The following is a 24,282-nucleotide window of genomic DNA, read 5'->3' as shown; positions in this document are numbered from 1 at the left end:
TTTTTGTATGTAGTGGGGGTATTTTCCATATTTTACAGCCATCTTACTAAAGAAGGCGGATATAGTACCCTAAACCACACGATATATATGGTGTGAATCAAGGTGGGTTAAGCATTAGAAGAAGGAAAGATAGAACGGTATTTATACTAGAGATTTTGAAATGATATTGTATTGTTCTATTTGAAGTGAAAAACAAATTAATGTTATTTAAACATAATTATTGAAGGGCGCTTTTAACAGCGGGAAGTTAATGTGTTAGTGTATTACTGTATGACTTATACAGTAATAAAGCGGATTCATTTCAAATTATTTATAAACTAAATATTTTGAAAATAATTAATTTTTGTTTTATAATATAATGAATGAAAGGAGGTTTTTGGGTATAAATGGGAAAATGGTTTTAGAATGATTTGCCGTTGAGTACGCAGGTACATAAAGATGGATTTACCCATAACATTATGCTCTTGTGTTAATAGCAGAAAAGGGCTGGATATTAAAGTTATAACGGAAGCGTGGGGTTGATAACTATGGGGATGAAAGAGTATACACATGCTAAAGGTTTTAATGTTACATCTTTAAAAGGGATAGCGGGATTGTACTTTTTTCAAAATTCTAAAGGTGAAATTCTATATATTGGAATGTGTAATGGTGATTTTAAAAATCGAATTAATAGTCATGCATATGGTAGTCATGGAAAGCTTAGTCTAGAAATACATTATATTCGAGTGGTTATAGCAGACCCATCTATTTATCCGCTCCATGTACTAGAACACCTCTTCATATGGTACTTTAAGCCACGAAAGAATTACTCTTTATGGTTTTTTCGTGGAGAGAAAAATGAATGGAAAGTGAAACGGATTGCAAAAAAACATAATCTTTATATTAGAGATTCTCTTGAAAAATTTATATTATCATTTGAATCAGTACTTATAGAAAAAGAGTGGGATGATAATTTAAAATATAAGCGGTATGGAAATGCAGAGGGCTTATTTTCCAAAAAAGTGGATTGTAGTGGAACTCTAGATTGTCTATGTTTCCAATGTACAGTATACAGGAGCAGATATATCTAGTAAAAAAGGTCATTAAAGCACAATAGACAAGGTATAGAAAATACTAAGATGGGATGTTGTTAACAACATCAATCTTGAGGTATGTGTAAACAATTGATTTGTGCCTAGAATCTTTATTTTATTCATAAAAGTGATTTGGCGTTGAAAATCCTTTATAGAAACGAAAGGAGTTAATTCCTATGACAGGTATTACTTGTAGTATATATAAAACTTGTAAAATCTGTGGTCAGACGAAGTGGTATCGTGAATTTGCATCAATGGGAAAAGGACGAAGAAGGTCATATTGTCGAAACTGCAAGAGCCGTAAGGATGAAATAAAGATACCATCCATTCCATACTCTTATGACACAGCTTTGTTAGAGCAGTCAGATATAGAGGTTCGTGTTAAACTACCGTCAAAGAAGAAGATTAAGTACAGTGTTCCATATAAACAAGCGATATTAATGGTAAAGGAAGGAATGGCGGGGATTGTACATAGAACTCTCATTCATAAGTTATATGATAAATGCACATTTCGTCAAATGATTCTGAATAGAGATAACTACACTTGTACATATTGCGGTAGATACGGAGATACTATAGACCATGTTATTCCCAAGTCGAACGGAGGCATTTCAAGTCTTAGAAATTGTGTTTGTGCTTGTGTAGAGTGTAATACCAAAAAAGGAACTCTTTCCCCAAAAGAATATCTTTATTATTACGAACCATTAGCAGGGAATGGCATTCTTCAAAAACAGCAACTAGAACAACAACTACACTATGTTCAATGGCTATTAGAAACAGCAAATGAACAAGCTGTATATGAGCAATATAGGGCTATACAGAATGGTGCAGCAGACGTCCTTCAGAAGATTGAGCAATTAGAATTCATCATTAGCAGTATAAAAGAGAGTGTTGTTAATTACTCTAAGTTACAGGCATTAATTGATTATACAAAAACTTCGATATAATAAGTGTTATTAGGCAGTTGCATGGCTGCTCTTTTTTGTTTGGAGCAGGAAAGAGGAGGGAGTATTTTCTAGATTCTATGCTCGTTCCTTCGAAAGCATTACTACCAGCACCTCAATCTACGCCAAAAGCAGTCGCAGAATTCCGATTCGTTAAGGATTTTTACTACTTTACAACCGACATAAACACTCTATTTTTTAACGTTTATAATATTAATCTCGAAGCGTATATATGTATTTAATTTGTATCTTTAGTTGTTCAAAATGCTTGTGGGAGATAAGTATAGTTACAAAGGAAGTTGTTATCCATTGGTTACATAAAAAATTCTTGGTGGGTACTTTTACGGGATTCCTCTAATTTTTTCTATAGGATTTTGGGCAAATCGGCAATTTTGAATTTTGTATAGTAGAAGTATGAACTATCATAAAGGTTACTATCTTAAAGTGAATGGACAATAATCATTGAAAATAGATATGAGAATCAGTTTTAAGAGGTAATGTGAAATATAATTGTAACAAAAATGTAACAATTGACCAAATCATAATTAACCCTTGGTACATAAGCATGTAAGCGTTTTACTGAGTAGTTGGTACAGTAAGAATTGAGTGTGATACAGTGAGAGAGTGCAAAATTTATACTACCTTAATAAAAAAATTGCACTAGGGATAGTGTAAAAAATGTAAAGAGGTAGTGCGAAATTTGCCCAATATAAGAGAAAACATTAGAGGATTAAATAAGAGAAAAATAAATAGGGTCGCTTACGCTCTTTCTCTTCTATCTCTCTATATGAAAACAGGGGTAAGGAAGGTAATTCATTATGACTTTATATAAATAAAAAGAAACGGAGACATAATGATGAAAGAAAGTAAAGTAGGATTTATAAAGTTCAACGGAAGCTTAATGAGAGATTATGAGTTAAAGGTCGGAGAAACGCTCGTATATGGTGCATTGGTATCGTTCAGAAATATGAGTATTCAATCCAATACAACAGATGAACAAGGTCAAGTATACGCTTATCCGCCTATCTCAAGAATTGCAAACATTACAAGACAATCAGAAAGGAGTGTAAAGAGTCACATTCAAGTATTAGAAGAAAAAGGATTAATGACTGTTAAAAGGTCGTACAAAGAAAGTAGTAAAGAGAAAAACGTAAATCGTTACTATCTTAATACTGACGTGTTAGATGTTTATTTTACTATTGATGCAAAAGAGACATCTAAAGCTAAACCAATAGTGAAACCGAAGGCAGATATAAAGAAAACATCTAAACAGTCAAAACAAACGGTGTTTATTACTAATGTTGATGTTGAGAAATGGTTTACTCATTATCAAGGTGAACATAATAATAATTCTGCTAAGAAGCTAAATGAATTAAGTGAAACATACGGAGTTGAAACAGTTGTTAAGGCTGTTCATAACGTAATGAATGGTGTAAACATCAATACTCTATCTCAAGGAACTACAGGATTTATTCTAAGCAGATTGAATAAGGAAAACCTAGAGAGTGCGAAACGTCAATTGCAAAATGAGAAAGAGAGACGGGAACGATTTATGAATGAACCCATTACACCAGTACGGGATTATACTGCACATTTAAAACGTAAAGAGAATAAGAGAAAGATTAGAATGATGTAGATATGAGTCTATTATTATTAGGATGATTGCTATGAAAAGTTTAGAATAGGGATGACTCAGTTTTGAGTTATCCCTTTTTTGTACACTGAAGTGGGTGATTGAGCAGGGAGACTGCATTCATCACAACGATTCACAATAACTAATAAAACCCGTCTTTTATAATGTTGAGCAGATGCAGAATCAAATCAAAAGTTTTTATGGTAGTAGAGTAGTGTATAAAGAGAGTGCCTCTTTTTAAAATTAGTATGGTATAATTTACCTGTCATTAAATCTCAAGGGGAAGCTAGAAGTAGTTCTTGAATTTTACAAATTTTCATTGAAAGGCTTATGGGTGAAATAAGCATGGACGAGTATCGATTATTTTTTGGAGGATATATCAAGTAAACATGTAATTGAGTTCTGACATAATAACTTTTGCACTAATCGCTGAACATGTTAAACTGAATGAATATATTAGTTTAGAAAGTGTGATTAGTATGAATTATATGTATTTGAATAGGTTTTTAGCAAAAAAATTTAGTAGATACGTTGTTTATGGAAGAATTTAATAAAAAGTATTTAATGAAGAACTTGAAAGAAATTATGATGTTTTGACAAAAGATATAGGAATGAGTTTTTCTTTAAAAATACTTTGTTTAATAAGCTAGTATTGGGAAAGTATAGTCTAAATACGACTTCTGCTTTTAGTGAAGTTGTAGTTGGAAAATCAAAGGCGGATTTTGTTCTAATAAATCATAATAAGGGGAAAGTTTATGAGATTAAGACCGACCTTGATAATCTTGAAAGGTTAGTGCATCAATTAGAAGATTACTCTAAAGCTTTTAGTGAAATATACGTTGTAACTTCTGAAAAGAATTACTACCCAGTTTATAAAGTTGTGAAAGAGTCAAATCCATCAGTAGGTATCATTGTTTTGACAGATAGAGTACATCTAAGTGTTAGAAAAAAAGCTATTGAGAATGATAACACTTTGAATCATGAAGTTTTATTTAAATTATTGCGAAAAAAAGAATATGAAGAAATCTTATTTTTAAAATTTGGATGTTTACCCGATGTAAAACCTGTGCAGTATTTTAAAACATCTCTTAATTGGTTCAAAACCTTAAACATCAAGGAAGCACAGGGATTGACATTGAATCAGTTAAGAAAAAGGATATTTATAGAAGATTATGAAATATTAAAAGAGATACCTTTGCCAATAAGATGGATAATTTACACAGGAAACTTCCAGCAAAAAGAGTTGCTTGAGATATATGACAAATTGAAATAAGGCTAGGGGGAGAAGAAATGTATTTTCCGATTATTAGAGGGAGACAATATGATTTACTAGCGCTTAGGGAATTACAAACTAGAGGACTATTAAGTGACAGAATTGTACCAATTATTGAGCCTATCAAGTTAAGTTCTACTTTATTGTCTACGGTCAGAGCATTTGAAGACAATAATCGAGATTTAATAATAATATCAAATCCGAAAGTCGGCTCATTTACAGGTGAACTAGCTTTACCTAGTGTTTATCAACAGTTTAGAGAAATGATGTCATCTGATTCTGTTATTATCGGACACCATCTGAATCGAGATTCTATGAGTGAGATAGCAGACTTACAGCAAGAGTTTAATGTGGAGCTAGAGGATTTAGCGATTATACATTCTGAAAGAAATCTCGTACGTTCTTACAGAGAGATTTTTAATGATGAAACAGCTCGTTTTAATGTGATTCCATCTGATAATTCATTTAGAAGACAATTAAGTGGTCAGGAATTAGTGGGATTAGATGACAAGTTTAATAAACTTCCTCGGAATGTAGACTATCTAGAACAAGAGAATGAATTTTTTTCAGAGGAACATCTTTTCTTCCGAGATGAAGGGGATATTGGCTTTTCAGATTTCTCTGTAGTTGGGGAAGAATATAATGAAAACGGTTTCGCTCCCTATGCAGTTGCAATTCATATTGTTTATCCAAATACAGAAGGTGCTTTGGAAATAATGCACTTTGTTTCAGATTCCAACGAGGATACAAGTGACCCTGCAGGGAAGTTTTCGGAAGCTGTGGAGAAATTAATACAGTGGCATCAATCATCTACGCCAGATGAAAGAATGAATACTTTGGCTATGCAGTGTTTTATACAGCACCATAGAGAAGGAACATACCCTGGTCTACCAACTTTAAAGAAATTATCTATCATGCATCATCTGGAATTAATCGGTAGATTATTAGATTAAGGAAGAGTATGTATGAATTGTTGTGTGAGATGTTTTATGTGAAATCAAAAACGCAAAATGATATAAATAAAAAACAGTGATAAGTGTAAGCTCACTGTTTTTTATTTAGTATAAAGTTACTATGCTGTTTTTGCTAAAAATGCACTTATTAATAAAGTTTTGATTTTATTAATAAATGAGTTAGCAGCTACATTGGTTTTGCTAATTTCATGATTCATTTATGTTATTTATTAAAGTAGCAAAATAATTGTTTACTTTTCGGAAAACAAAGATTATATTAACAAATAAGTAGCAGCTGTTAGAAAATAATTGTAAATGTATTATTTTTTGGTATTTTACAGATAGCAGCGAACGATTTAATATGATAAATGCTGTAATAATAGGAGGTTGTTAGATTGGTAAAAATGGCTCTTAACCCAAATTTGAAGACGTATGCATCTTATGACCCTACTAAGGTAACTAAACAGTTATCAATAACGGAATTGTGTGAAAAAATAGATGAAGGTAGTTTAGTTTTACCTATCTTCCAAACGTATTTACGATGGACGAAACAAAAAGCTGTTGATTTATTTAATTATCAACTAATGGGAAAAGCACCAGTTGCTCCAATTTCAGTTAATCTTATAAAAAATCCGAGTAATGTTGTTAAGCAGATTACTTTCATTGATAGAGTGATAATTTCTGACGACGATATAAATGGGAAAGAATCGGTTGCGGACGGTCAGCAAAGAATTTCAACTAATTATCGTGCTTATAAAAACGACCCAGAGTTTAGTGATATTGTATTAGATGTGGTAGATGGAGCGTTCATAATTACAAATAAGATTAACAAGCATCAAATTCCAGTAGGTATTCTTTATAATGAGGATGATGATGTTTTCTTCAATTATGTAGATGATAATAAGTTCTTAGCATCTAGAGAGGTAAAGAATACTTTGCTTTTAGTTAGACAAAAATTCCAAAAGTATTATTATATTCTAAATTATGCTCAAGACTTAAATAAAGAGGAACAAATGAGCTGGTTTGATGTATTAAACTTGGCAGGTAGTCGAGTAACAGGGGTTATGGTTCATCTTACTAATATGTTAGAAAAAGGGGTAGACTTCTATGTTGAATATGCTATTCCTTTTGGGGAAAAGTTAGATAAAGTTGGATTAGGTCATTTATTTAGTAGAAAAACAACAGAAGTGTCTATCCCATTAGCTGCATTGAATGCTGCATATGAAGTAGTTAAGAATAAAGAGAGGAGTAGTAATTTTAGTCCTATCCCTTCAGATGAGAAGTCTGTATTACTTGGCAAGTGTGACCCAGAAGAAATTAGAAGTATTTTTAATATTACATTAGCATCATTAGAAACGACACTCGATTTTATTTCAAGCATCAAAGATAACATTAAACGAATGGATGTAATAACATATTTGATTGGAGTGTTTGTCTATAATGATGTTAATGAATTTACTGATGAAGAAAAAAAAGAGTTAATTACTTGGGCAAAAGAAGTTAATTTCACAAATTTCTCAAATACTCAACGAAGAGAGGAATATAGCAACCTTCTGAATAAATTTAAATAAGATTCTTTAAAAGGTGTGCAGATGAGCAGTTAACTTCATTTGTGAATATATGTATATCTGTGTGTGTTTTACAAAGAGAACTGTATTATAATTATTTCTTGGTTGGTGTATGACAATAGTTCGTTATTGCCGTTACAGAAGAAGATGTATGTTCTAGAAGGATATAAAGACAAAGGGTTATATAATGAATTGAACGAGTAAGTGAAGACTTTTTGTCAAATAGAGTACACACTAAGAGACAGAGAACAATGTGCGATTCTCTGTCTCTTTTATTTCTATACTTTATTAGTAAAGGAAGTGTTATATGTGAACGGAAAGAAGATTCTAGATTTATTTGAAAAGGTATTATAATTGATATTTGGATGAAAGGGATAGCTACTACAATGCTATCTTTTTTTGATGCAATCGTTAGAAAGTTGTAATTTTACTAAGAAGTAGTGTGGGTATAGAAAGCAAAGAGAGAGGAAAAAGAATCGGAGAAAGAATATAGGTATATTAGTTTCAAATAGGTTGTTTAATTTTCTTATACTAATATAGTGACTAAACATATAACCTATACTATAATTATTAATTTTAATGAGTATAGGTATTAACAATAAAAACGAAGAATTTGTTAAAAATTTAAAGAAATATTGTTTTTAAACCATTTGAATGATAATATGATTTATGTAAAAGGGGAAAACATTATGCTATTAAGTGATAAACACCTCAAAATTCTTGCGAAAGAACATGAACTGGTTAAACCATTTAATGAAGAAAACTGTGAGGGAGCGACTATTAATTTAACTCTAGACTCACAAATTAAAAAACATGTTTCTAATGAAAAGCTAATTATGGTGAATAAGATACCAGATACTCATTATGAAACCATTGATATAAGTGAAAAGGATTTTTACTTAAAACCAAATGAATCTGTACTGGTTCAAGCGTATGAGTATTTTAAAATTCCAACGAATATGGCGGCTTTAATTTTGGAAAGATATAGTATAAAGCTGTTGGGGTTAGTTGTTAGTCCAGCTAGTTACATGAATCCAGGGTATGAAGGTAGATTAAGTTTTCTATTGACTAATCATTCTTCAGCGCCAATTCAATTAGTAGCGGGAGTGAAATTTTCCCAATTAGCAATAGCTGAATTGTCTTCTGAAGCAGATAAGCCATATGAGAAGCAAGATAGAAGGTACATGGGAAGTAGAGATGTACACATTTCAAAGTTACATTTAGATGAAGAAATTCAGAAGTACATAAAAGAGAAGGGACAAGGAGATATCTCTGAATTTGATGCAAGGCAACTTGGAAAGCACCTATTAGAACAATTAGATAAAAATGCACAAAAATATGTAGAGATTATTCGCAAGGAAATAGGTGGATTTAATGAGCCGACTTCGTGATACCTTGTTAGAATTGCAAAAAGAGAAGACTTTAAGGCTCCTTCTAGGAAATGATTATGACCAAGCGACAGATGAACAGAAGCAACATTTCCTAAGAGTTGTTGGTGACCAAATCGAGAGGGATGTAGATGTTTTATTGCATGACCATGTAATTAATTATCAAAATAATACTCCTGTCAGCCGTAAAGGTAAAAAGTTAAAATGGGTATATATTGTAGGTAATGTGGCTCTAGCCAGTTTAGGGGCTTATGCTATCAATGAGAAAGAATGGGTTTATGTTGTAGGTATTGGACTATTAACTATTATGAATCAATATTTACCGTTTATTTATGAAAAGGAATAAGAGGTACGGAGGGTATTTATTATGAAGTACTATAAGCATTATAAAGGAAATATATATGAATTTCTGTTTGTTGCAATACACTCAGAGACTGAAGAGAGACTGGTCATTTATAAAAATAAAGAAGGACAAATATTTGCAAGACCGTATAATATGTTCTTTGAAATAATTGAGGTTGATGGTGAATTAGTCCAAAGATTTAAAGAAGTAGAATAAATCTGTATCAGATAGTAAAAGAGAATACAGTTGATTTTAAACCTTTATTAAAGAAAACACGAACAAAAGTATTTTGGAAGGTAAAAATGAAAAGGATTAGGTAAATAAGCCTAGTCTTTTTGTTATCGATATATTTACTGTATATAATGTTTATTATAAAAATAATACTTTTTATTTACATAAAACTAAAATATAAAGGTATAGAAAGGAGCGGAAGTATGAATTTCATTTGTATAAGCGAATGATGACATAAAGTGAGTCATTTGATTTGAAAGACATAAAAATGTAATAGAATAATATGGTTATTTGTATATTATGTTATTCACCTGATGTATAAATAACTATTCATTCTGTTCTATTAATAGTATTAGAAACTTACTGAACAATATTAATAATTACCCGTTATAATAAAATTACCATATACAGAACAGTTAAGGACTCCAAGGAGGCTCTTAACGATGCAAGGAAGCGTCAAAAAAGATAAGAAAACAGGAAAGTATTTTTATATTGTAGATATTGGTGTCGACCTTATAACAGGTAAGAGGAAGCAAAAGAAGAAAAGAGGATTTGTTAGCAAAAAAGAAGCAGAAAATGCTTTAACAAAACTGCTTTCAGAAGTTCATACTGGAACATATGTAGAACCTAGCAAACTCTCTTATGGTGAATATCTACAAGATTGGTTTAATACAAAGAAGCACAGTGTTGGTATCCAAACAGCGAAGGTACTGAAAGGTTATTTAAACAGTCGTATTATCCCTTCTCTAGGTAACCTCAAGCTAGCCAAGTTAACATCATTGCATATGCAAAACTACGTTAATTCACTACGAGACGAAGGTTTAAAGAGAGGAACAATTGAGAAGATAATCAAAGTCATTAGGAACTCTCTTGAACATGCAATAGATTTGGAGTTAATTACTAAAAATGTTGCAGCTAAAACGAAGTTGCCTAAAGGTGATAAGGAAGAGTTAACCGTGTGGAATGAGCAGGAAGTACAATTATTCTTGAAAGCTGCGCAGGATAGCAGGCATTATATTGTCTTTCATATGGCTCTTGTAACTGGAATGCGACAAGGTGAATTGCTAGGGTTACGGTGGAAAGATGTTGATTTAGAAAAAGGACATTTAACCATTAGCCAAACATTAAGTCATGATGGGAAGACGTTCTTGCTTGGAGGAAAGACGAAATCAAGTTTAAGAAAGATACTATTACCTGCATCAACAGTAGCAAAGCTAAAGAAGCATAGAGCAGTCGTATTGAAAGAGAAGCTGAGTCAAGGTGAGGAATACCAAGACAATGACCTGGTGATGTGTACTCCTTCTGGAACACCAATTAACCCTGCTAATGTGAGAAGAAGTCTAAACGCTTTGATTAAGAAAGCAGCTGTACCAAAGATTCGCTTTCATGATTTACGTCATACACATGCAACTCTGTTATTGGCTAAAGGTGTGAACGTGAAGGTGATTTCTGAACGTTTAGGACACAGTAACATCAAAATCACACTAGACACCTATTCACATGTATTACCAACGATGCAAGAAGATGCAGTTAACAAAATAGAAGAGATTTTGTAGGGAATGTGACCAATTCTGTGACCACTAGCGTTATAGAGTATGAAAGTAAACAAACAAAAACCGCATCAAACGTTAATTTGACACGGTTTCTATCAGTATGACCCCGGAGAGGCTCGAACTCACGACCTCCACCCTGTCAAGGTGGCGCTCTCCCTGCTGAGCTACGGGATCCCAACTATAAATGTTACCATCAGCAATGTATTTTCATTTCATTCGTGTAATCGGAGGATTTGTACAATTTGTTGAGTATTGTAACATTTGATGTATTCCTATAATAGCAACGAACTTTAATGGTGTAAAGATGTAATTTTCCGAATATTTATATTCTAATTTTTGTATAAAAAAATAAGCCCCGAAGAGCTTATTTTAATAATAATATCAACGCAATTATCAATGATATTTTCAAAAATACAATCATAAATAATGGAGCTTGTTCATAAGCTATCGTCCTGTAACTGTCATTCCTGCTGTGTAAATTGTATCAATAGAACCGTCAGCGCCTTTTATTTCGACTTTATAACGATATGTTCCATCCTCATAAATATCATCGCCATATCCTGTGAAAGTTGCAATTTCATCATTGCTTCCAGCTGGGACCCATTGATTTTGCCAACGGAAGTTGGTTTCAAATTCTCCCCATCTATCGCCATATTTCTTTTCAAGGCTGACATTGTAATGAATTTCTTCAGCTCGGTCATTTGTAATTCTTGCAATTACGCTGTTACCAAAAGTAACTTGTGTAGAGTGTACCTGAACTGTAACACCGTTCACCGTTTCACCAGGACCACAAATGTAATGACAACCATCCCATTCGTCAGCATGTGCTTTTGGTGTTTCAATGTTCATAACCGTTAAACCGCCTAAAGCTAATGCGCCAGTTAATAATACTTTACCAAATGTTTTCACTTGAAATTCCCCCTAAGTATATTCTCAATTCATTCGATAGATATCACATTAATCTAATGGAACGTTTTTTCCTTAAGTGTATTCGCTATGAATCTTTCATCTTGTAGTAATCTAACCTCTACATAAAATTTCATAGTTTTGATTCCGTATATGTATCATGATTTACATAGAACAAATCTGTTAATACGTTTTGGTTATTTGCTTATCCCACTACTCTTCATTACCTTTTATTGGTAAAACGTTGATTTTATTATATACCATTATTATCTATTTACAAGAGAAAATAATACTGTATGCAAAAATGCATAATATAAAACACTGCTTGTATTCTGAATTATAGAATACAAGCAGTGTTGGGTTTCAATTAATATTTGATTGGAACCTAATGCTAATTTTTTATACTTAACAGTATACATATATCACTTTTTTTAGTCATAATTGATAAACCTTGTCCAGGGGACGCTCTTCTTGCTGAGCTACGGGATCTTCAAAAGGGAAAGTATAAGCCGATTATGCTAGTAATGTATGAAGGGATAATGATAAGAAGAAAATTCAGTGAAAAGTAGTTTTTGAATGTAGCTGTTATATTATTTCCGGTATTTATCTAAAGGATTTTCATCGCTTAAATCAACAATTAAAGGGCATAAAAATAACAGTGGTAAAGCGGCGTTAGCTTGATGAAAAGTATCATTAGACATATATTGCCTCCCAAAACAATACGGACAATCTTTTTCAAATGTTATGAGAAGCGACCATACATCTTTTACTTTCCACTTCGTTTTACAATACGTACAACGCGCCATTGAGTTCCTCCTCAGTTTAAGGTGTTTTCTAATATATTCTACTTTATTGTACGAAAGTCATTTGAATTTGATGTGGTAAAATGCAAAACAAGCCTAACCTCGTTCTACATTCAGGGAGGGGCTAGGCTTGTTTTAATTCCGTTCAATGTCTCTTTGTATCAGGCTGTTTATACATTGCCTAGATAGCTTCGTGTTAAATTCGGGAGAATAATTTTTCCATCTTTACTGTATTTTTCGAATAGCTCTGATAGGAGAAAAATAAAGTTTTTATACTGTTCGTCATTTTCTTTCGGAGCATAAGATGCTGATAAATTCCTTCCCAAAAACCCTTCATAATCAAAAAGTAAATCATTTTGATATTCTTTAAAATCATACTTTCCATCTTTAAAAAAGTTGTTAAATACTTCTGGAGTTTCATCTATTCCACCGCTAAAGCCTTTAAAGTTTGGACAGGTTTTCTGGCAAATTTCTGCATTCTCTTTAATAAGTGGACTAGTTAAATCTCTACTATTCCAAACAAGTGCAACATTTGCTTTTTGTTTTAAAATTCGTTGGCATTCGATTTTGAAAGCCTCTTTATCAAACCAATGAAATGCTTGGGCAACAGTTACTAAATCTACACTATTTTCTTTTAAAGTGGTATTTTCAGCAGTTGCTTTTATGGATTGAAAACGAGAATATAGTTTTAATGATTGCTCAGCCATCTTTCTCATATCATCATTTGGCTCAACTCCAATAACATGTAAACCACTTTCAAGCAGCTGGTGGCTAAATATCCCCGTACCTGAACCAATATCAGCCACAATCTGATTCCCTTTCAGTTGGTTAGCTGAAAGCAAGTAATCAATATATTCATTAGGATAACTAGGGCGATATTTTGCATATATATCGGCCCTGTCAGTAAAATTTTCTGTTGTTTTCACAGTACTACCTTCTTTCTTACGATATGATGTACAGAAATAGAAATTAAATATGAATTCAGGCATCAGTCTTTAAGTCTACAACTTAAGAATCCAGCTAAATAGAGGGCCTCAGTTTCTTTATTCAAATATCCTTTATCCGTTTAGTATACTATTTTAGATAATATCTTCCAAAAGACTAGAATGGCTTACTCAATTATGTTTTAAAGTGTATATTTTTATGGATTTATTTAATAATTTATGAGCGATTGTATGTCGTATTACGTTTACGTAGGTAAGAGATTTTTATTTTTGCTATTTAAATTGGCCAATATATCCTTTTTACAATTTACTGAAAATCATGTATAACAGAGATACATGATTATTTTATCTCGCTATTTGCGGGCAGTAAGATCCCTTACCTCGAAATTCAGCAAAAGTAAAGAAGTTAGGTTCGGGTCGGAATGCCCGTAAAAGTCCGATTCGTGAGGGTTGATGAAAGTTTCACTTTATAAATATTCAGAAGTAGAGGGAGAAAAGTTGTAATGGTAAGAAAAACGTTCAAGATGCGCGTGTCTAAAAATAGAACGATTTCGATTAATGGATCGATTCTTGATGTGGATGTTACACATGATGAATTTTTACAAGAGTTTGTTGAGTGGGTTGATTCTAAAGGTTGGTCGTTTATGGGAATAACAGATGAGATTACGCCCGAGGAAGCTAGTCAAAAGTTAATAGATTCGTTGATTGATGAGAAGGATAAGAAAGAGTAATTCCTTCTTATTTTTATTGTATATTTATGTTCTTTATCGTAAAAGTATGATATAGTAAAAAATAGTGAAATTTCTTCCAATATAATACAAATTACATATGATTGGTAGATTTATTATTTTGTTAAGGAGTAAATGGAAAAGGGAGAGTCATATGGTAAATTTTAAGAAAATTTTGGTTTTTATTACAGTTATTTGTTCGTTTTTTTTGACGCCCATAACATTGCGTGCTGAGACGAATATTGGAGTAAATCCAGAACAAGTTGCACCACCACCTGCGGAAGGACCGAATGTTTTTAGTCAGTTTGCAACGACAATTGATGCGAAAACAGGAGATGTTTTGTATGATAAAAACGCATATCACCGAGCATATCCTGCTAGTACGACGAAGGTGTTAACAGCGATTTTACTCATGGAGCATACAAAGCCAGAGGATCAATTTACATTTTCACAATTAGCATTAGATCAAGAGAAGAGTAATTATCAAATTGAGTTTCAACCTGGAGAGACAATTAATAGAAATACTGCGCTTATGATTTTAATGGTGCTGAGTGCGAATGATGTGTCGTATGCGATTGCGGAGCGGATTGGCGGGAGTGTTGAGAATTTCGCTAATATGATGAATGAGAAAGCGAAGCAATTAGGAGCGAAAGATAGCCACTTTGTAACACCGAATGGATTGCATGATCCGAACCATTATACGACGCCGTATGATATGGCTATGATTACGAAGGGTGTGCAAAAGTATCCTGAAATTTTACAAGCGATGAATACGAAAAGAACGACAGTTACGACGTCTAGGCAGACGGTGTCTATTTTTAATAAATCTAATTTTTTTGAAAATCCATATAGCATTGGCGGTAAGACAGGGTTTACGAATGAAGCACGTAATACACTTGTTTTATTAAATGAGAAAGATGGAAATCGTATTATAAGCGTAGTAATGGCTTCTCAAAGACCTGAAATTTATGAAGATTTGAAGCAGATGGCGGAATATTCTTTCGGTCAATTTACGAAGCAAATGGTGCTTGATAAACATAATTGGCATCAAAAAACAACATATTTAAATAAAGATGTTAATTCTGAGTTGGAACAAAGTGCGGAGCTTATGCTTAAGAAAGATGAAGGGAAAAATGTGAAAACTATTTTCCGGGCGGCTTCATTAGATAAAGAATCTTTATATCATAAAGGAATACATCGTGGTGAGGTAGTTGGTGCAGTTGATATTACGAAAAATAATCAAACAATTGCGACGGTAAATGTTCTTTCAACAGAAGATGTCACTTTTACGATGCCTAAAAAAGATACAACTATGCCTGAAGTAAAAGACTCAAATGTGAAAGTAATAAGTGTTGGGATAGGTGCGATTATATTATTTGGAGCAATTTTATATGTAGTGTTGCGCCGAAATACAAAAGGAATGAAATCAGAAGATAAATAAATTACTAATAAAAAGACTGTGTAAAATTTTGGCACAGTCTTTTTTCTATATTTTAAATAACTAATAATTGTAAATTTTCTTATTGCAATAACTTAAAGTTCGTTATATCATTTACTTGTGTTCTTGTTAAAGAACAAAGTGGATGTTGCATACTTCAAATAATATAAAACAACGGAGAGGGAGAGAGACGATGAAATTAATATGGAAGATAATTAGCAACGCGATCTCATTTGTTTTATTTGCATTGATGGTTTTTTTAGCTTTTGTAGTTATTTCTTCAAAAGCAAGCGGTGGTGATCCGACAGTGATGGGATATCAATTTAAGAGCGTTCTTTCAGGATCAATGGAGCCGACGTTTTTAACAGGATCAATCATTGCAATAGAACCAAACAAAGATGGTTCTAAATATCAAAAAGGTGATGTTATTACCTTTAAAGAGAAAGATCAAAAAATTATCACTCACCGTATTATCGGTGTGAAAGATACAAATGGAAAAGTAATGTATGAAACAAAAGGGGATAACAACAACGGACCAGATTTAGAGCCAGTACTTGCAGAAAATGTAGTTGGAAAGTATGCAGATATTACAGTTCCATATGTTGGTTATTTACTGAATTATGCGAATTCGAAAGCAGGAGCAGCATTACTTCTTATTATTCCAGGAGTCTTTTTGCTTGGTTATTCCGCTATTTCTATTTTTGGTGCTATTCGTAGCATTGACGGAGAAAAGAAAGATAAAAAAGTAGAACAATCCGTCTAGTTCGTTTGGTTATACTTTCCGTTTAGGAAGTTAACAAATATATATTAAGGGGATATGGACATGACTTTAAAGAAAAAATTAGGAATGGGTATTACATCAGCAGTATTAGGAGCAGCTTTAGTTGGTGGAGGAACATTTGCATTTTTCAGTGATAAAGAAGTGTCAAACAATACATTTGCGGCTGGAACACTGGATTTAGCATTAAATCCATCAACAGTTGTTAACGTATCGAATTTAAAACCTGGGGATACAATTGAAAAAGAATTTAAACTAGAAAATAAAGGTTCTTTAGATATTAAAAAGGTTCTACTGAAAACAGATTATAATGTAGAAGATGTAAAGAAAGATAATAAAGATGATTTTGGTAAACATATTAAAGTAACATTCTTAAAAAATGTAGATAAGCATGAGACAATTGTGAAACAAACTACTTTAGATAAATTAAAAGGTGACACACTTACAGCTGTAGATAATGATTTATCGGCTTGGTTCTGGGATGAAAAAGGTATTTCAGCAGGTAAATCTGATAAATTCAAAGTGAAATTTGAGTTCGTTGATAATGGAAAAGATCAAAATCAATTCCAAGGCGATAAGTTACAATTAAATTGGACGTTTGATGCACAACAAACAGCAGGTGAAGAAAGATAATAATAAAAAGGGCTATCACATGGATAGCCCTTTTTCTATTTTTCTAGTATTTGTCTATCAATTTTAATAGTTCTTTACTATAATATAGATAATGTTCTGTATAAAGAACGTAATGTTCGATGGGAGAGATTAAGATGCTGAAAAGACCGCGTAATTTTAAAAAGATGCTTATATTGCCGTGTATGTGTTCTATTACGTTTTATTTAGGATCTCAAATTATGACGCATACAGAAGCGGCGTTCATTCATGAAACGAAAGTAGAAGCGACGCTTTCTACAGCAATTATATTTCCGAAAACAGTTAATACGTTAAAAGAGCAATCTGAGAAACATAAACAGTTTATTGAGCGTGAGTATGGAACGATGAAGGGGAAATTGAAAGCAACTTCTATTGAAGAAATAAAACAGGCGATTTCTGTATGGCAACAAGGGCGTGAGAAAATTGTTGCTGAGAAGGAAGCTCTGCAAAATGTATATACTGAAATAGAAGCTCCTTACAATCAAATACAAGAAGAATTAAAGGTAAATAAAGATGAGTCGATGCAGCAAGTGTCCGTATATGTAAATGAAGGCTTTCGCAGTATCAAAGAGAAGCGTGACTATATTGAGAAAGAAATTAGCTTGAAAGCTATTGATGAGCAAATTCAGGCTCTTCAGCAACAATTAAACGTTGCAATTGAAGCGGAAGGACAAAAGAAAGTAGAAGAACAAAAGAAAGCAGAGGAACAGAAGAAAGTAGAAGAACAAAAGAAAGCAGAGGAACAGAAGAAAGTAGAAGAACAAAAGAAAGCAGAGGAACAGAAGAAAGTAGAAGAACAAAAGAAAGTAGAGGAACAGAAGAAAGTAGAAGAACAAAAGAAAGCAGAGGAACAAAAGAAAGCCGAAGAACAAAAGAAAGTAGAAGAACAGAAGAAAGTAGAAGAACAGAAAAAAGTAGAAGAGCAAAAGAAAGTGGAAGAACAGAAAAAGCTAGAAGAGCAGAAGAAAGCGGAGTAACTGCTTTAGTGAAACAGTCAGAAAACAAGAATGTGGTGTAAGAGAGTGTGAACGAATAAGCAAGACTAGTAATATTTATACGAGTGTGAGGGAACGTTAGCCCTCACCTCTTTGTTTTTCTTTTTTCTTATAGTATTAAATGATTTGAGTGTGAAAAAAGTTATAAATTATCATTATTTTTCTGAAAAGTCTAAAAAATATTGAGAAATAAAAATAACTGAAAATATTAATAAATATGTGTTGTGTTTATATAGAGTTGTTCGTTATAATGAACATAAGGTTTTTAAAAAAGAACGCATATTAGCTAAGCTAATATAGTTTTCTTTACATCTCTTATTGAAAAATAAGTGATAAAAATATAAAAAAAAGCTAGGGGGAATTGATTGTGAGTCTGAAAAAGAAATTAGGTATGGGAGTTGCATCAGCAGCATTGGGGTTAGCTTTAATTGGTGGAGGAACATTTGCATTCTTTAGCGATAAAGAAGTATCAAACAATACATTTGCAGCTGGGACGTTAGACCTTACATTAAACCCTAAGACGCTTGTAGATATTAAAGATTTAAAACCAGGGGATTCTGTTAAGAAAGAGTTCTTATTACAAAACAGCGGTTCGTTAACTATTAAAGACGTTAAATTAGCAACAAAGTATACTGTTAAAGATGCAAAAGGTGATAATGCTGGTGAAGACTTTGGTAAGCACGTTAAAGTAAAATTCCTTTGGAACTGGGATAAACAAAGTGAGCCTGTATATGAAACAACTTTAGCAGACTTACAAAAAGTTGATCCAGATCTTTTAGCTAAAGATATCTTTGCTCCTGAGTGGGGAGAAAAGGGTGGATTAGCAGCTGGTACAGAGGATTATCTATGGGTACAATTTGAATTCGTAGATGATGGAAAAGACCAAAATATCTTCCAAGGTGATACATTGAATTTAGAATGGACATTCAATGCCAACCAAGAAGCTGGGGAAGAAAAATAATAAAAAAGCGGGTATTCCCGCTTTTTTTTATAAAGAAAAAGAAGTGCTGGTTGTAAGCACTTCTTTCTATTATTATTTTTGATTTTGCTTCCACTTTGTAAATTCAAGAAATTCACGAAATTGTTCTTTGGAGACACCAGAGTTCATTGCATCTTTAACGAGTTGTGTCCATTCGGAGTCTAGGTTAGTTTCCTTTGTTGTTTCATCATGAAGTAAAGTATCAACTGGAATTTGTAGAACTGCTGCGATCTTTTCAAGAAACTGAATGGAAGGGTTTTTTTGTAAATTTCGTTCTATAGAACTAATGTAAGATTTAGCAACGCCAGCTTTTTCGGCAAGTTCAGTTAATGAAATCCCTTTTTGTAAACGAAGGCGTTTTATACGTTCTCCAATCATATTTGCGCACCTTTCTATCAATATGTAGTTGTCTTATGATGTCATTATTATAACATAAACTTCGTTAAAAAGAACAAACCTATTGAGCCTGACTGGATGGCTTCATACGTTGGAAAAATTGCTCGATGTCTTGCATGGCGATACCAGCATCTAGAGCTTCAAGTATTAAATCAATCCATTCTTGATCCAGTGCGTCTGTCTTATCTTTGTACAAATGTAATTCCTCCCTAATTATCGGTCATAATTGCTGCTACAGAATACATGATAATGCAATCGGATTTTGTGTTTTATATAGTGAATTATCAAATATTGTGTAGATGAAACAAAGATAAAATCCCCATTAAACTCCCTCTATGGAAATTATAAATTGTTCGATAAAAACTTTCAATATTTTCAGAAAACATTGTTGAATTGTGATATATTCGTATGCTAACTATGAAATTTTTACAAATATATTAAAAATATTACATAATATGACTAAATATTGAAAAAATATTGAATTTTTAATAAAATTCAATTTGTAATACATATTATTTATTAGGGGAGGAAATAAGGGATGAACAAGAAACCGTTCAAAGTTTTGTCATCAATCGCTTTAACAGCTGTATTAGGCCTTTCATTCGGAGCTGGTACTCAATCTGCATATGCTGAAACGCCTGCGAATAAAACAGCTACGAGCCCAGTTGATGATCACTTAATTCCGGAAGAACGTTTAGCAGATGCGCTAAAAAAACGTGGGGTAATTGATTCGTCAGCTTCAGAGAAAGAAACAAAGAAAGCTGTCGAAAAGTATGTAGAGAACAAAAAGGGTGAAAATCCTGGGAAAGAAGTACCAAATGGGGATCAACTTACGAAAGAAGCATCTGATTTTTTAAAGAAAGTGAAAGATGCGAAAGCAGACACGAAAGAAAAATTAGATAACCCTGCAACAGGAACACCTGCAGCGACAGGCCCAGTTAAAGGCGGTCTAAATGGTAAAGTACCAACTTCTCCAGCGAAACAAAAAGACTATAACGGTGATGTACGTAAAGATAAAGTACTCGTTTTACTTGTAGAGTACGCTGACTTTAAACATAATAATATCGACAAAGAGCCTGGATATATGTATTCTAACGATTTTAATAAAGAACATTATGAAAAAATGTTATTCGGCAACGAGCCGTTTACATTAGATGATGGAAGTAAAATTGAAACGTTTAAACAATATTACGAAGAGCAATCTGGTGGTAGTTACACAGTGGACGGAACAGTTACAAAATGGTTAACAGTTCCTGGTAAAGCTGCTGATTACGGTGCAGATGCTGCTAGCGGCGGTCATGATAATAAAGGACCAAAAGGCCCACGTGATTTAGTAAAAGATGCATTAAAAGCAGCTGTAGATAGCGGTCTTGATCTATCAGAGTTTGATCAATTTGATCAATATGATGTAAATGGTGATGGAAATAAAAATCAACCGGATGGTTTAATTGATCACTTAATGATTATTCATGCAGGTGTTGGACAAGAAGCAGGTGGTGGTAAATTAGGTGATGATGCAATTTGGTCACATCGCTGGACAGTTGGACCAAAACCATTCGCAATTGAAGGTACACAAGCGAAAGTTCCATATTGGGGTGGAAAGATGGCAGCGTTCGACTACACAATTGAACCAGAAGATGGAGCAGTTGGTGTATTCGCGCATGAATATGGTCATGATTTAGGTTTACCAGATGAGTATGATACACAATATAGCGGTGCTGGTGAGCCAATTCAAGCTTGGTCTATCATGAGTGGCGGAAGCTGGGCTGGTAAAATTGCAGGTACAACACCAACGAGCTTATCACCACAAAATAAAGAGTTTTTCCAAAAAACAATCGGTGGTAACTGGGCAAATATCGTAGAAGTAGATTACGAGAAATTAAATAAAGGTATCGGCCTAGCAACATATTTAGACCAAAGTGTTACGAAATCTAACCGTCCAGGTATGATTCGTGTTAACTTACCAGACAAAGATATAAAAACAATTGAGCCGGCATTCGGAAAACAGTATTACTACAGCACAAAAGGTGATGATCTTCATACGAAGATGGAAACACCACTGTTCGATTTAACAAATGCAACGACTGCAAAATTTGACTTCAAATCATTATATGAAATTGAAGCAGAGTATGATTTCCTTGAAGTACACGCTGTAACGGAAGATGGTCAACAAACGTTAATTGAAAGACTTGGTGAGAAAGCAAATAGTGGAAATGCAGATTCGACAAATGGAAAATGGATTGACAAATCATATGATTTAAGCCAGTTCAAAGGTAAGAAAGTAAAATTAACATTTGATTACATTACTGATGGTGGTTTAGCATTAAATGGTTTCTTACTTGATAATGCTTCATTAACAGTAGATGATAAAGTAGTATTCTCTGATGACGCAGAAGGTACGCCACAATTCAAATTAGATGGTTTTGCTGTTTCTAACGGAACAGAGAAGAAAAGCCATAACTACTATGTTGAGTGGAGAAACTATGCTGGTTCAGATAACGCGTTAAAATTTGCACGTGGTCCAGTATATAACGCTGGTATGGTTGTATGGTATGCAGATTCAGCTTACACAGATAACTGGGTAGGTGTACATCCAGGACACGGTTTCCTAGGTGTAGTTGATTCTCATCCAGAAGCAATTGTAGGAACTTTAAATGGTAAACCGACAGTGGAAAGTAGTACGCGATTCCAAATCGCAGATGCGGCGTTCTCATTCGATAAAACGCCAGCTTGGAAAGTTGTATCTCCAACGCGTGGAACGTATACGTATGATGGTTTAGCAGGTGTACCGAAGTTTGATGATTCTAAAACGTATATTAATCAACAGATTCCAGATGCAGGACGTATTTTACCGAAGCTTGGTCTGAAGTTTGAAGTAGTAGGACAAGCTGATGATAATTCTGCAGGTGCTGTTCGTTTATATCGTTAATACTGTAAAACTACCGAGAGATTTTCTTTCGGTAGTTTTTTTGTGAGCAATGAATTTTATATAGCTGAAAAAGTCATATATAATGTAACCTTAAGAATAGAAATTTGTTATATATGAAGTCTATATAAATAATGAAAGAATTGGATAAAAATAGTGGGAGAAGGTGAGTGAATGAGTATTTCCTCTATTGTAAGTAGGCAAAAGGAATATTTTTTAAAAGGGCATACGAGAAGCATCGAAATGCGAAAGAATAATTTGAAGAAGCTTTATGAAGGCATTCAGCATTTTGAAGAAGAAATATTTCAGGCATTGAAATTAGATTTAAATAAGTCAGTTCACGAGTCGTTTACAACGGAAGTTGGATATGTATTAAAAGAAATTTCCTTTCAATTGAAACATATGTCATCGTGGAGTAAACCGAAACGAGTTCGAACAGCACTTACTCATTTTGGATCAAAAGGAAAAGTAGTGCCAGAACCGTATGGTGTGACACTTATTATTGCACCGTGGAACTATCCTTTTCAATTAGCAATTGCACCACTTGTAGGAGCACTGGCAGCTGGAAATACAATCGTTTTAAAGCCGTCAGAGTTAACACCAAGCGTTTCAAAAGTGCTTAAGAGAATGTTAGATGAATTATTCCCAGAAGAGCTTGTAGCGGTAGTAGAAGGTGGCGTTGAAGAGAGTACATCTTTGCTGAGGGAACCATTTGATTATATTTTCTTTACTGGTAGTGTTGGCGTTGGAAAAGTTGTAATGGAAGCAGCAGCGAAACAGTTGACGCCGCTCACTTTAGAACTTGGCGGGAAAAGTCCTTGTATTGTACATAAAGATGCAAAGATAGAGATGACAGCAAGAAGAATTGTTTGGGGTAAGTTTTTAAATGCAGGGCAGACGTGTGTAGCGCCTGATTATATGTATGTGCATTCTTCCGTGAAAGAAAAGCTAATTGAGGCACTGCGACATGAAATTATAGAGCAGTATAGTAAAGAACCTTTGCAAAATGAAAATTATGTGCGTATTGTAAGTGAGCGTCATTTCGAAAGATTATGTGGATTTTTACAAGATGGTCAAGTCGTAATTGGTGGAAACTATAAGAAAGATACATTACATATTGAACCGACAGTACTAGCGGATATTACATGGAAAGATACTGTTATGGAAGACGAAATTTTTGGTCCGATTTTACCAATCATAGAGTACGACAACATAGAAGATGTAATTGGCACAATCCAGCAATATCCGAAGCCGTTAGCGTTATATGTATTTTCTGAAGATAAAGAAGTACAAAAGAAAGTGACGAGTAATATTTCATATGGTGGAGGCTGTATTAATGATGTTGTCTATCATCTTGCCACGCCATATTTACCTTTTGGGGGTGTTGGAAGTAGTGGATTAGGGGGTTATCATGGGAAAGAAAGTTTTCGGACTTTTTCACATTATAAAAGCATTTTAGCCCAATCTACAGCATTCGACATGAAAATTCGTTACTCTTCTACAAAAAGTGCTTTAAAATTCATACGAAAGTTGTTAAAATGATGATGGTGTTTATCAGTAGGCGTAGCCGTATGATAATAGCCCCTTCGCAATGGAAGGGGTTTTTCTGTTCGACGTTATGTATCATGCGAAAATGAATCAAACATACTACATAAAGAATAGAAACGAACGCTTGTTAAATAACCATTTTTGTTTGGATCGAAACAAAAAATAGTCTATAGAACATAAATATTTATTCATGAATATAAAAATTTAAAATTTAAGGTAGATAGGACGGGA

At 33.3% G+C, this 24,282-nt stretch carries 23 protein-coding genes and 1 tRNA gene; 18 read left to right on the top strand and 6 right to left on the bottom strand.

Annotated features, from left to right (window positions below; genetic code table 11):
- Window positions 1–533 precede the first annotated feature (533 nt).
- From IQ781_RS09150 to IQ781_RS09105, 10 genes are all read left to right on the top strand, one after another.
- On the top strand, window positions 534–1,070 hold the full coding sequence (locus IQ781_RS09150; protein WP_139847181.1) for a GIY-YIG nuclease family protein: 537 nt from the start codon (window positions 534–536) through the stop codon (window positions 1,068–1,070).
- Window positions 1,071–1,249: 179 nt separating this feature from the next.
- Window positions 1,250–2,020, top strand: a complete 771-nt coding sequence (locus IQ781_RS09145) for an HNH endonuclease (protein ID WP_242808289.1) — start codon at window positions 1,250–1,252, stop codon at window positions 2,018–2,020.
- Window positions 2,021–2,873: 853 nt separating this feature from the next.
- The gene (locus IQ781_RS09140; protein ID WP_098858922.1) at window positions 2,874–3,653 is read left to right on the top strand and encodes a helix-turn-helix domain-containing protein; all 780 of its coding nucleotides are present in this window, start codon (window positions 2,874–2,876) and stop codon (window positions 3,651–3,653) included.
- Between the two features lie 649 nt (window positions 3,654–4,302).
- Entirely contained in the window at window positions 4,303–4,923 is a 621-nt protein-coding gene (locus IQ781_RS09135) for a sce7726 family protein (RefSeq protein ID WP_242808288.1), read from the top strand.
- 17 nt (window positions 4,924–4,940) lie between these two features.
- Complete coding sequence (locus tag IQ781_RS09130; protein WP_086396740.1) at window positions 4,941–5,876, top strand: sce7725 family protein; 936 nt, start codon at window positions 4,941–4,943, stop codon at window positions 5,874–5,876.
- 404 nt (window positions 5,877–6,280) lie between these two features.
- Complete coding sequence (locus IQ781_RS09125; RefSeq protein ID WP_242808309.1) at window positions 6,281–7,447, top strand: GmrSD restriction endonuclease domain-containing protein; 1,167 nt, start codon at window positions 6,281–6,283, stop codon at window positions 7,445–7,447.
- 686 nt (window positions 7,448–8,133) lie between these two features.
- A complete protein-coding gene (dcd, locus tag IQ781_RS09120) occupies window positions 8,134–8,835 on the top strand; it encodes a dCTP deaminase (protein ID WP_098858920.1) in 702 nt (233 codons plus the stop codon).
- Complete coding sequence (locus IQ781_RS09115; RefSeq protein WP_098858919.1) at window positions 8,819–9,178, top strand: hypothetical protein; 360 nt, start codon at window positions 8,819–8,821, stop codon at window positions 9,176–9,178. Before dcd ends, IQ781_RS09115 begins: the two co-directional genes overlap by 17 nt.
- A 21-nt stretch (window positions 9,179–9,199) precedes the next feature.
- A complete protein-coding gene (locus IQ781_RS09110) occupies window positions 9,200–9,391 on the top strand; it encodes a DUF1653 domain-containing protein (protein WP_098858918.1) in 192 nt (63 codons plus the stop codon).
- Between the two features lie 458 nt (window positions 9,392–9,849).
- A complete protein-coding gene (locus IQ781_RS09105; RefSeq protein WP_050252187.1) occupies window positions 9,850–10,962 on the top strand; it encodes a tyrosine-type recombinase/integrase in 1,113 nt (370 codons plus the stop codon).
- 98 nt (window positions 10,963–11,060) lie between these two features.
- Here the strand turns inward: IQ781_RS09105 and IQ781_RS09100 are convergent.
- The 4 genes from IQ781_RS09100 to IQ781_RS09085 all read right to left on the bottom strand — a co-directional run bounded on the left by IQ781_RS09100 (window position 11,061) and on the right by IQ781_RS09085 (window position 13,594).
- Window positions 11,061–11,133, bottom strand: a tRNA-Val gene (locus IQ781_RS09100).
- A gap of 270 nt (window positions 11,134–11,403) precedes the next feature.
- Window positions 11,404–11,868: a hypothetical protein gene (locus IQ781_RS09095; RefSeq protein ID WP_000846655.1), complete on the bottom strand. Its 465-nt coding sequence runs from the start codon at window positions 11,866–11,868 to the stop codon at window positions 11,404–11,406.
- Window positions 11,869–12,455: 587 nt separating this feature from the next.
- The gene (locus IQ781_RS09090; protein ID WP_000090226.1) at window positions 12,456–12,671 is read right to left on the bottom strand and encodes a hypothetical protein; all 216 of its coding nucleotides are present in this window, start codon (window positions 12,669–12,671) and stop codon (window positions 12,456–12,458) included.
- Window positions 12,672–12,838: 167 nt separating this feature from the next.
- Window positions 12,839–13,594: a class I SAM-dependent methyltransferase gene (locus IQ781_RS09085; RefSeq protein ID WP_000858654.1), complete on the bottom strand. Its 756-nt coding sequence runs from the start codon at window positions 13,592–13,594 to the stop codon at window positions 12,839–12,841.
- A 521-nt stretch (window positions 13,595–14,115) separates the two neighbouring features.
- On the opposite strand from IQ781_RS09085, the gene IQ781_RS09080 reads away from it, so the two are divergent.
- From IQ781_RS09080 to calY, 6 genes are all read left to right on the top strand, one after another.
- Entirely contained in the window at window positions 14,116–14,343 is a 228-nt protein-coding gene (locus IQ781_RS09080) for a hypothetical protein (RefSeq protein ID WP_000251856.1), read from the top strand.
- Window positions 14,344–14,494: 151 nt separating this feature from the next.
- Window positions 14,495–15,781, top strand: a complete 1,287-nt coding sequence (locus tag IQ781_RS09075) for a D-alanyl-D-alanine carboxypeptidase family protein (protein WP_000247030.1) — start codon at window positions 14,495–14,497, stop codon at window positions 15,779–15,781.
- A 190-nt stretch (window positions 15,782–15,971) separates the two neighbouring features.
- Window positions 15,972–16,541: a signal peptidase I SipW gene (gene sipW, locus IQ781_RS09070; RefSeq protein WP_000767792.1), complete on the top strand. Its 570-nt coding sequence runs from the start codon at window positions 15,972–15,974 to the stop codon at window positions 16,539–16,541.
- 60 nt (window positions 16,542–16,601) lie between these two features.
- Window positions 16,602–17,189: a CalY family protein gene (locus IQ781_RS09065; protein ID WP_000172852.1), complete on the top strand. Its 588-nt coding sequence runs from the start codon at window positions 16,602–16,604 to the stop codon at window positions 17,187–17,189.
- Window positions 17,190–17,323: 134 nt separating this feature from the next.
- Window positions 17,324–18,184: a DUF4047 domain-containing protein gene (locus IQ781_RS09060; protein ID WP_242808287.1), complete on the top strand. Its 861-nt coding sequence runs from the start codon at window positions 17,324–17,326 to the stop codon at window positions 18,182–18,184.
- Window positions 18,185–18,569: 385 nt separating this feature from the next.
- Complete coding sequence (gene calY, locus IQ781_RS09055; protein WP_000053713.1) at window positions 18,570–19,163, top strand: biofilm matrix protein CalY; 594 nt, start codon at window positions 18,570–18,572, stop codon at window positions 19,161–19,163.
- 72 nt (window positions 19,164–19,235) lie between these two features.
- On the opposite strand, the gene IQ781_RS09050 is transcribed toward calY, so the two are convergent.
- Together IQ781_RS09050 and IQ781_RS09045 are read right to left on the bottom strand one after the other, a co-directional pair.
- A complete protein-coding gene (locus tag IQ781_RS09050) occupies window positions 19,236–19,559 on the bottom strand; it encodes a helix-turn-helix domain-containing protein (protein ID WP_000578885.1) in 324 nt (107 codons plus the stop codon).
- 79 nt (window positions 19,560–19,638) lie between these two features.
- On the bottom strand, window positions 19,639–19,773 hold the full coding sequence (locus IQ781_RS09045; protein ID WP_000276219.1) for an anti-repressor SinI family protein: 135 nt from the start codon (window positions 19,771–19,773) through the stop codon (window positions 19,639–19,641).
- Between the two features lie 342 nt (window positions 19,774–20,115).
- On the opposite strand from IQ781_RS09045, the gene inhA1 reads away from it, so the two are divergent.
- Window positions 20,116–22,506: a M6 family metalloprotease immune inhibitor InhA1 gene (gene inhA1, locus IQ781_RS09040; protein WP_001035936.1), complete on the top strand. Its 2,391-nt coding sequence runs from the start codon at window positions 20,116–20,118 to the stop codon at window positions 22,504–22,506.
- 171 nt (window positions 22,507–22,677) lie between these two features.
- Complete coding sequence (locus tag IQ781_RS09035) at window positions 22,678–24,045, top strand: aldehyde dehydrogenase (RefSeq protein WP_139847179.1); 1,368 nt, start codon at window positions 22,678–22,680, stop codon at window positions 24,043–24,045.
- The last annotated feature ends 237 nt before the right edge of the window (window positions 24,046–24,282 follow it).

Source organism: Bacillus sp. N447-1 (genome assembly GCF_022701035.1).
Classification (GTDB): Bacteria; Bacillota; Bacilli; order Bacillales; family Bacillaceae_G; genus Bacillus_A; species Bacillus_A cereus.
This window is presented reverse-complemented; position numbering and strand designations above follow the sequence as displayed.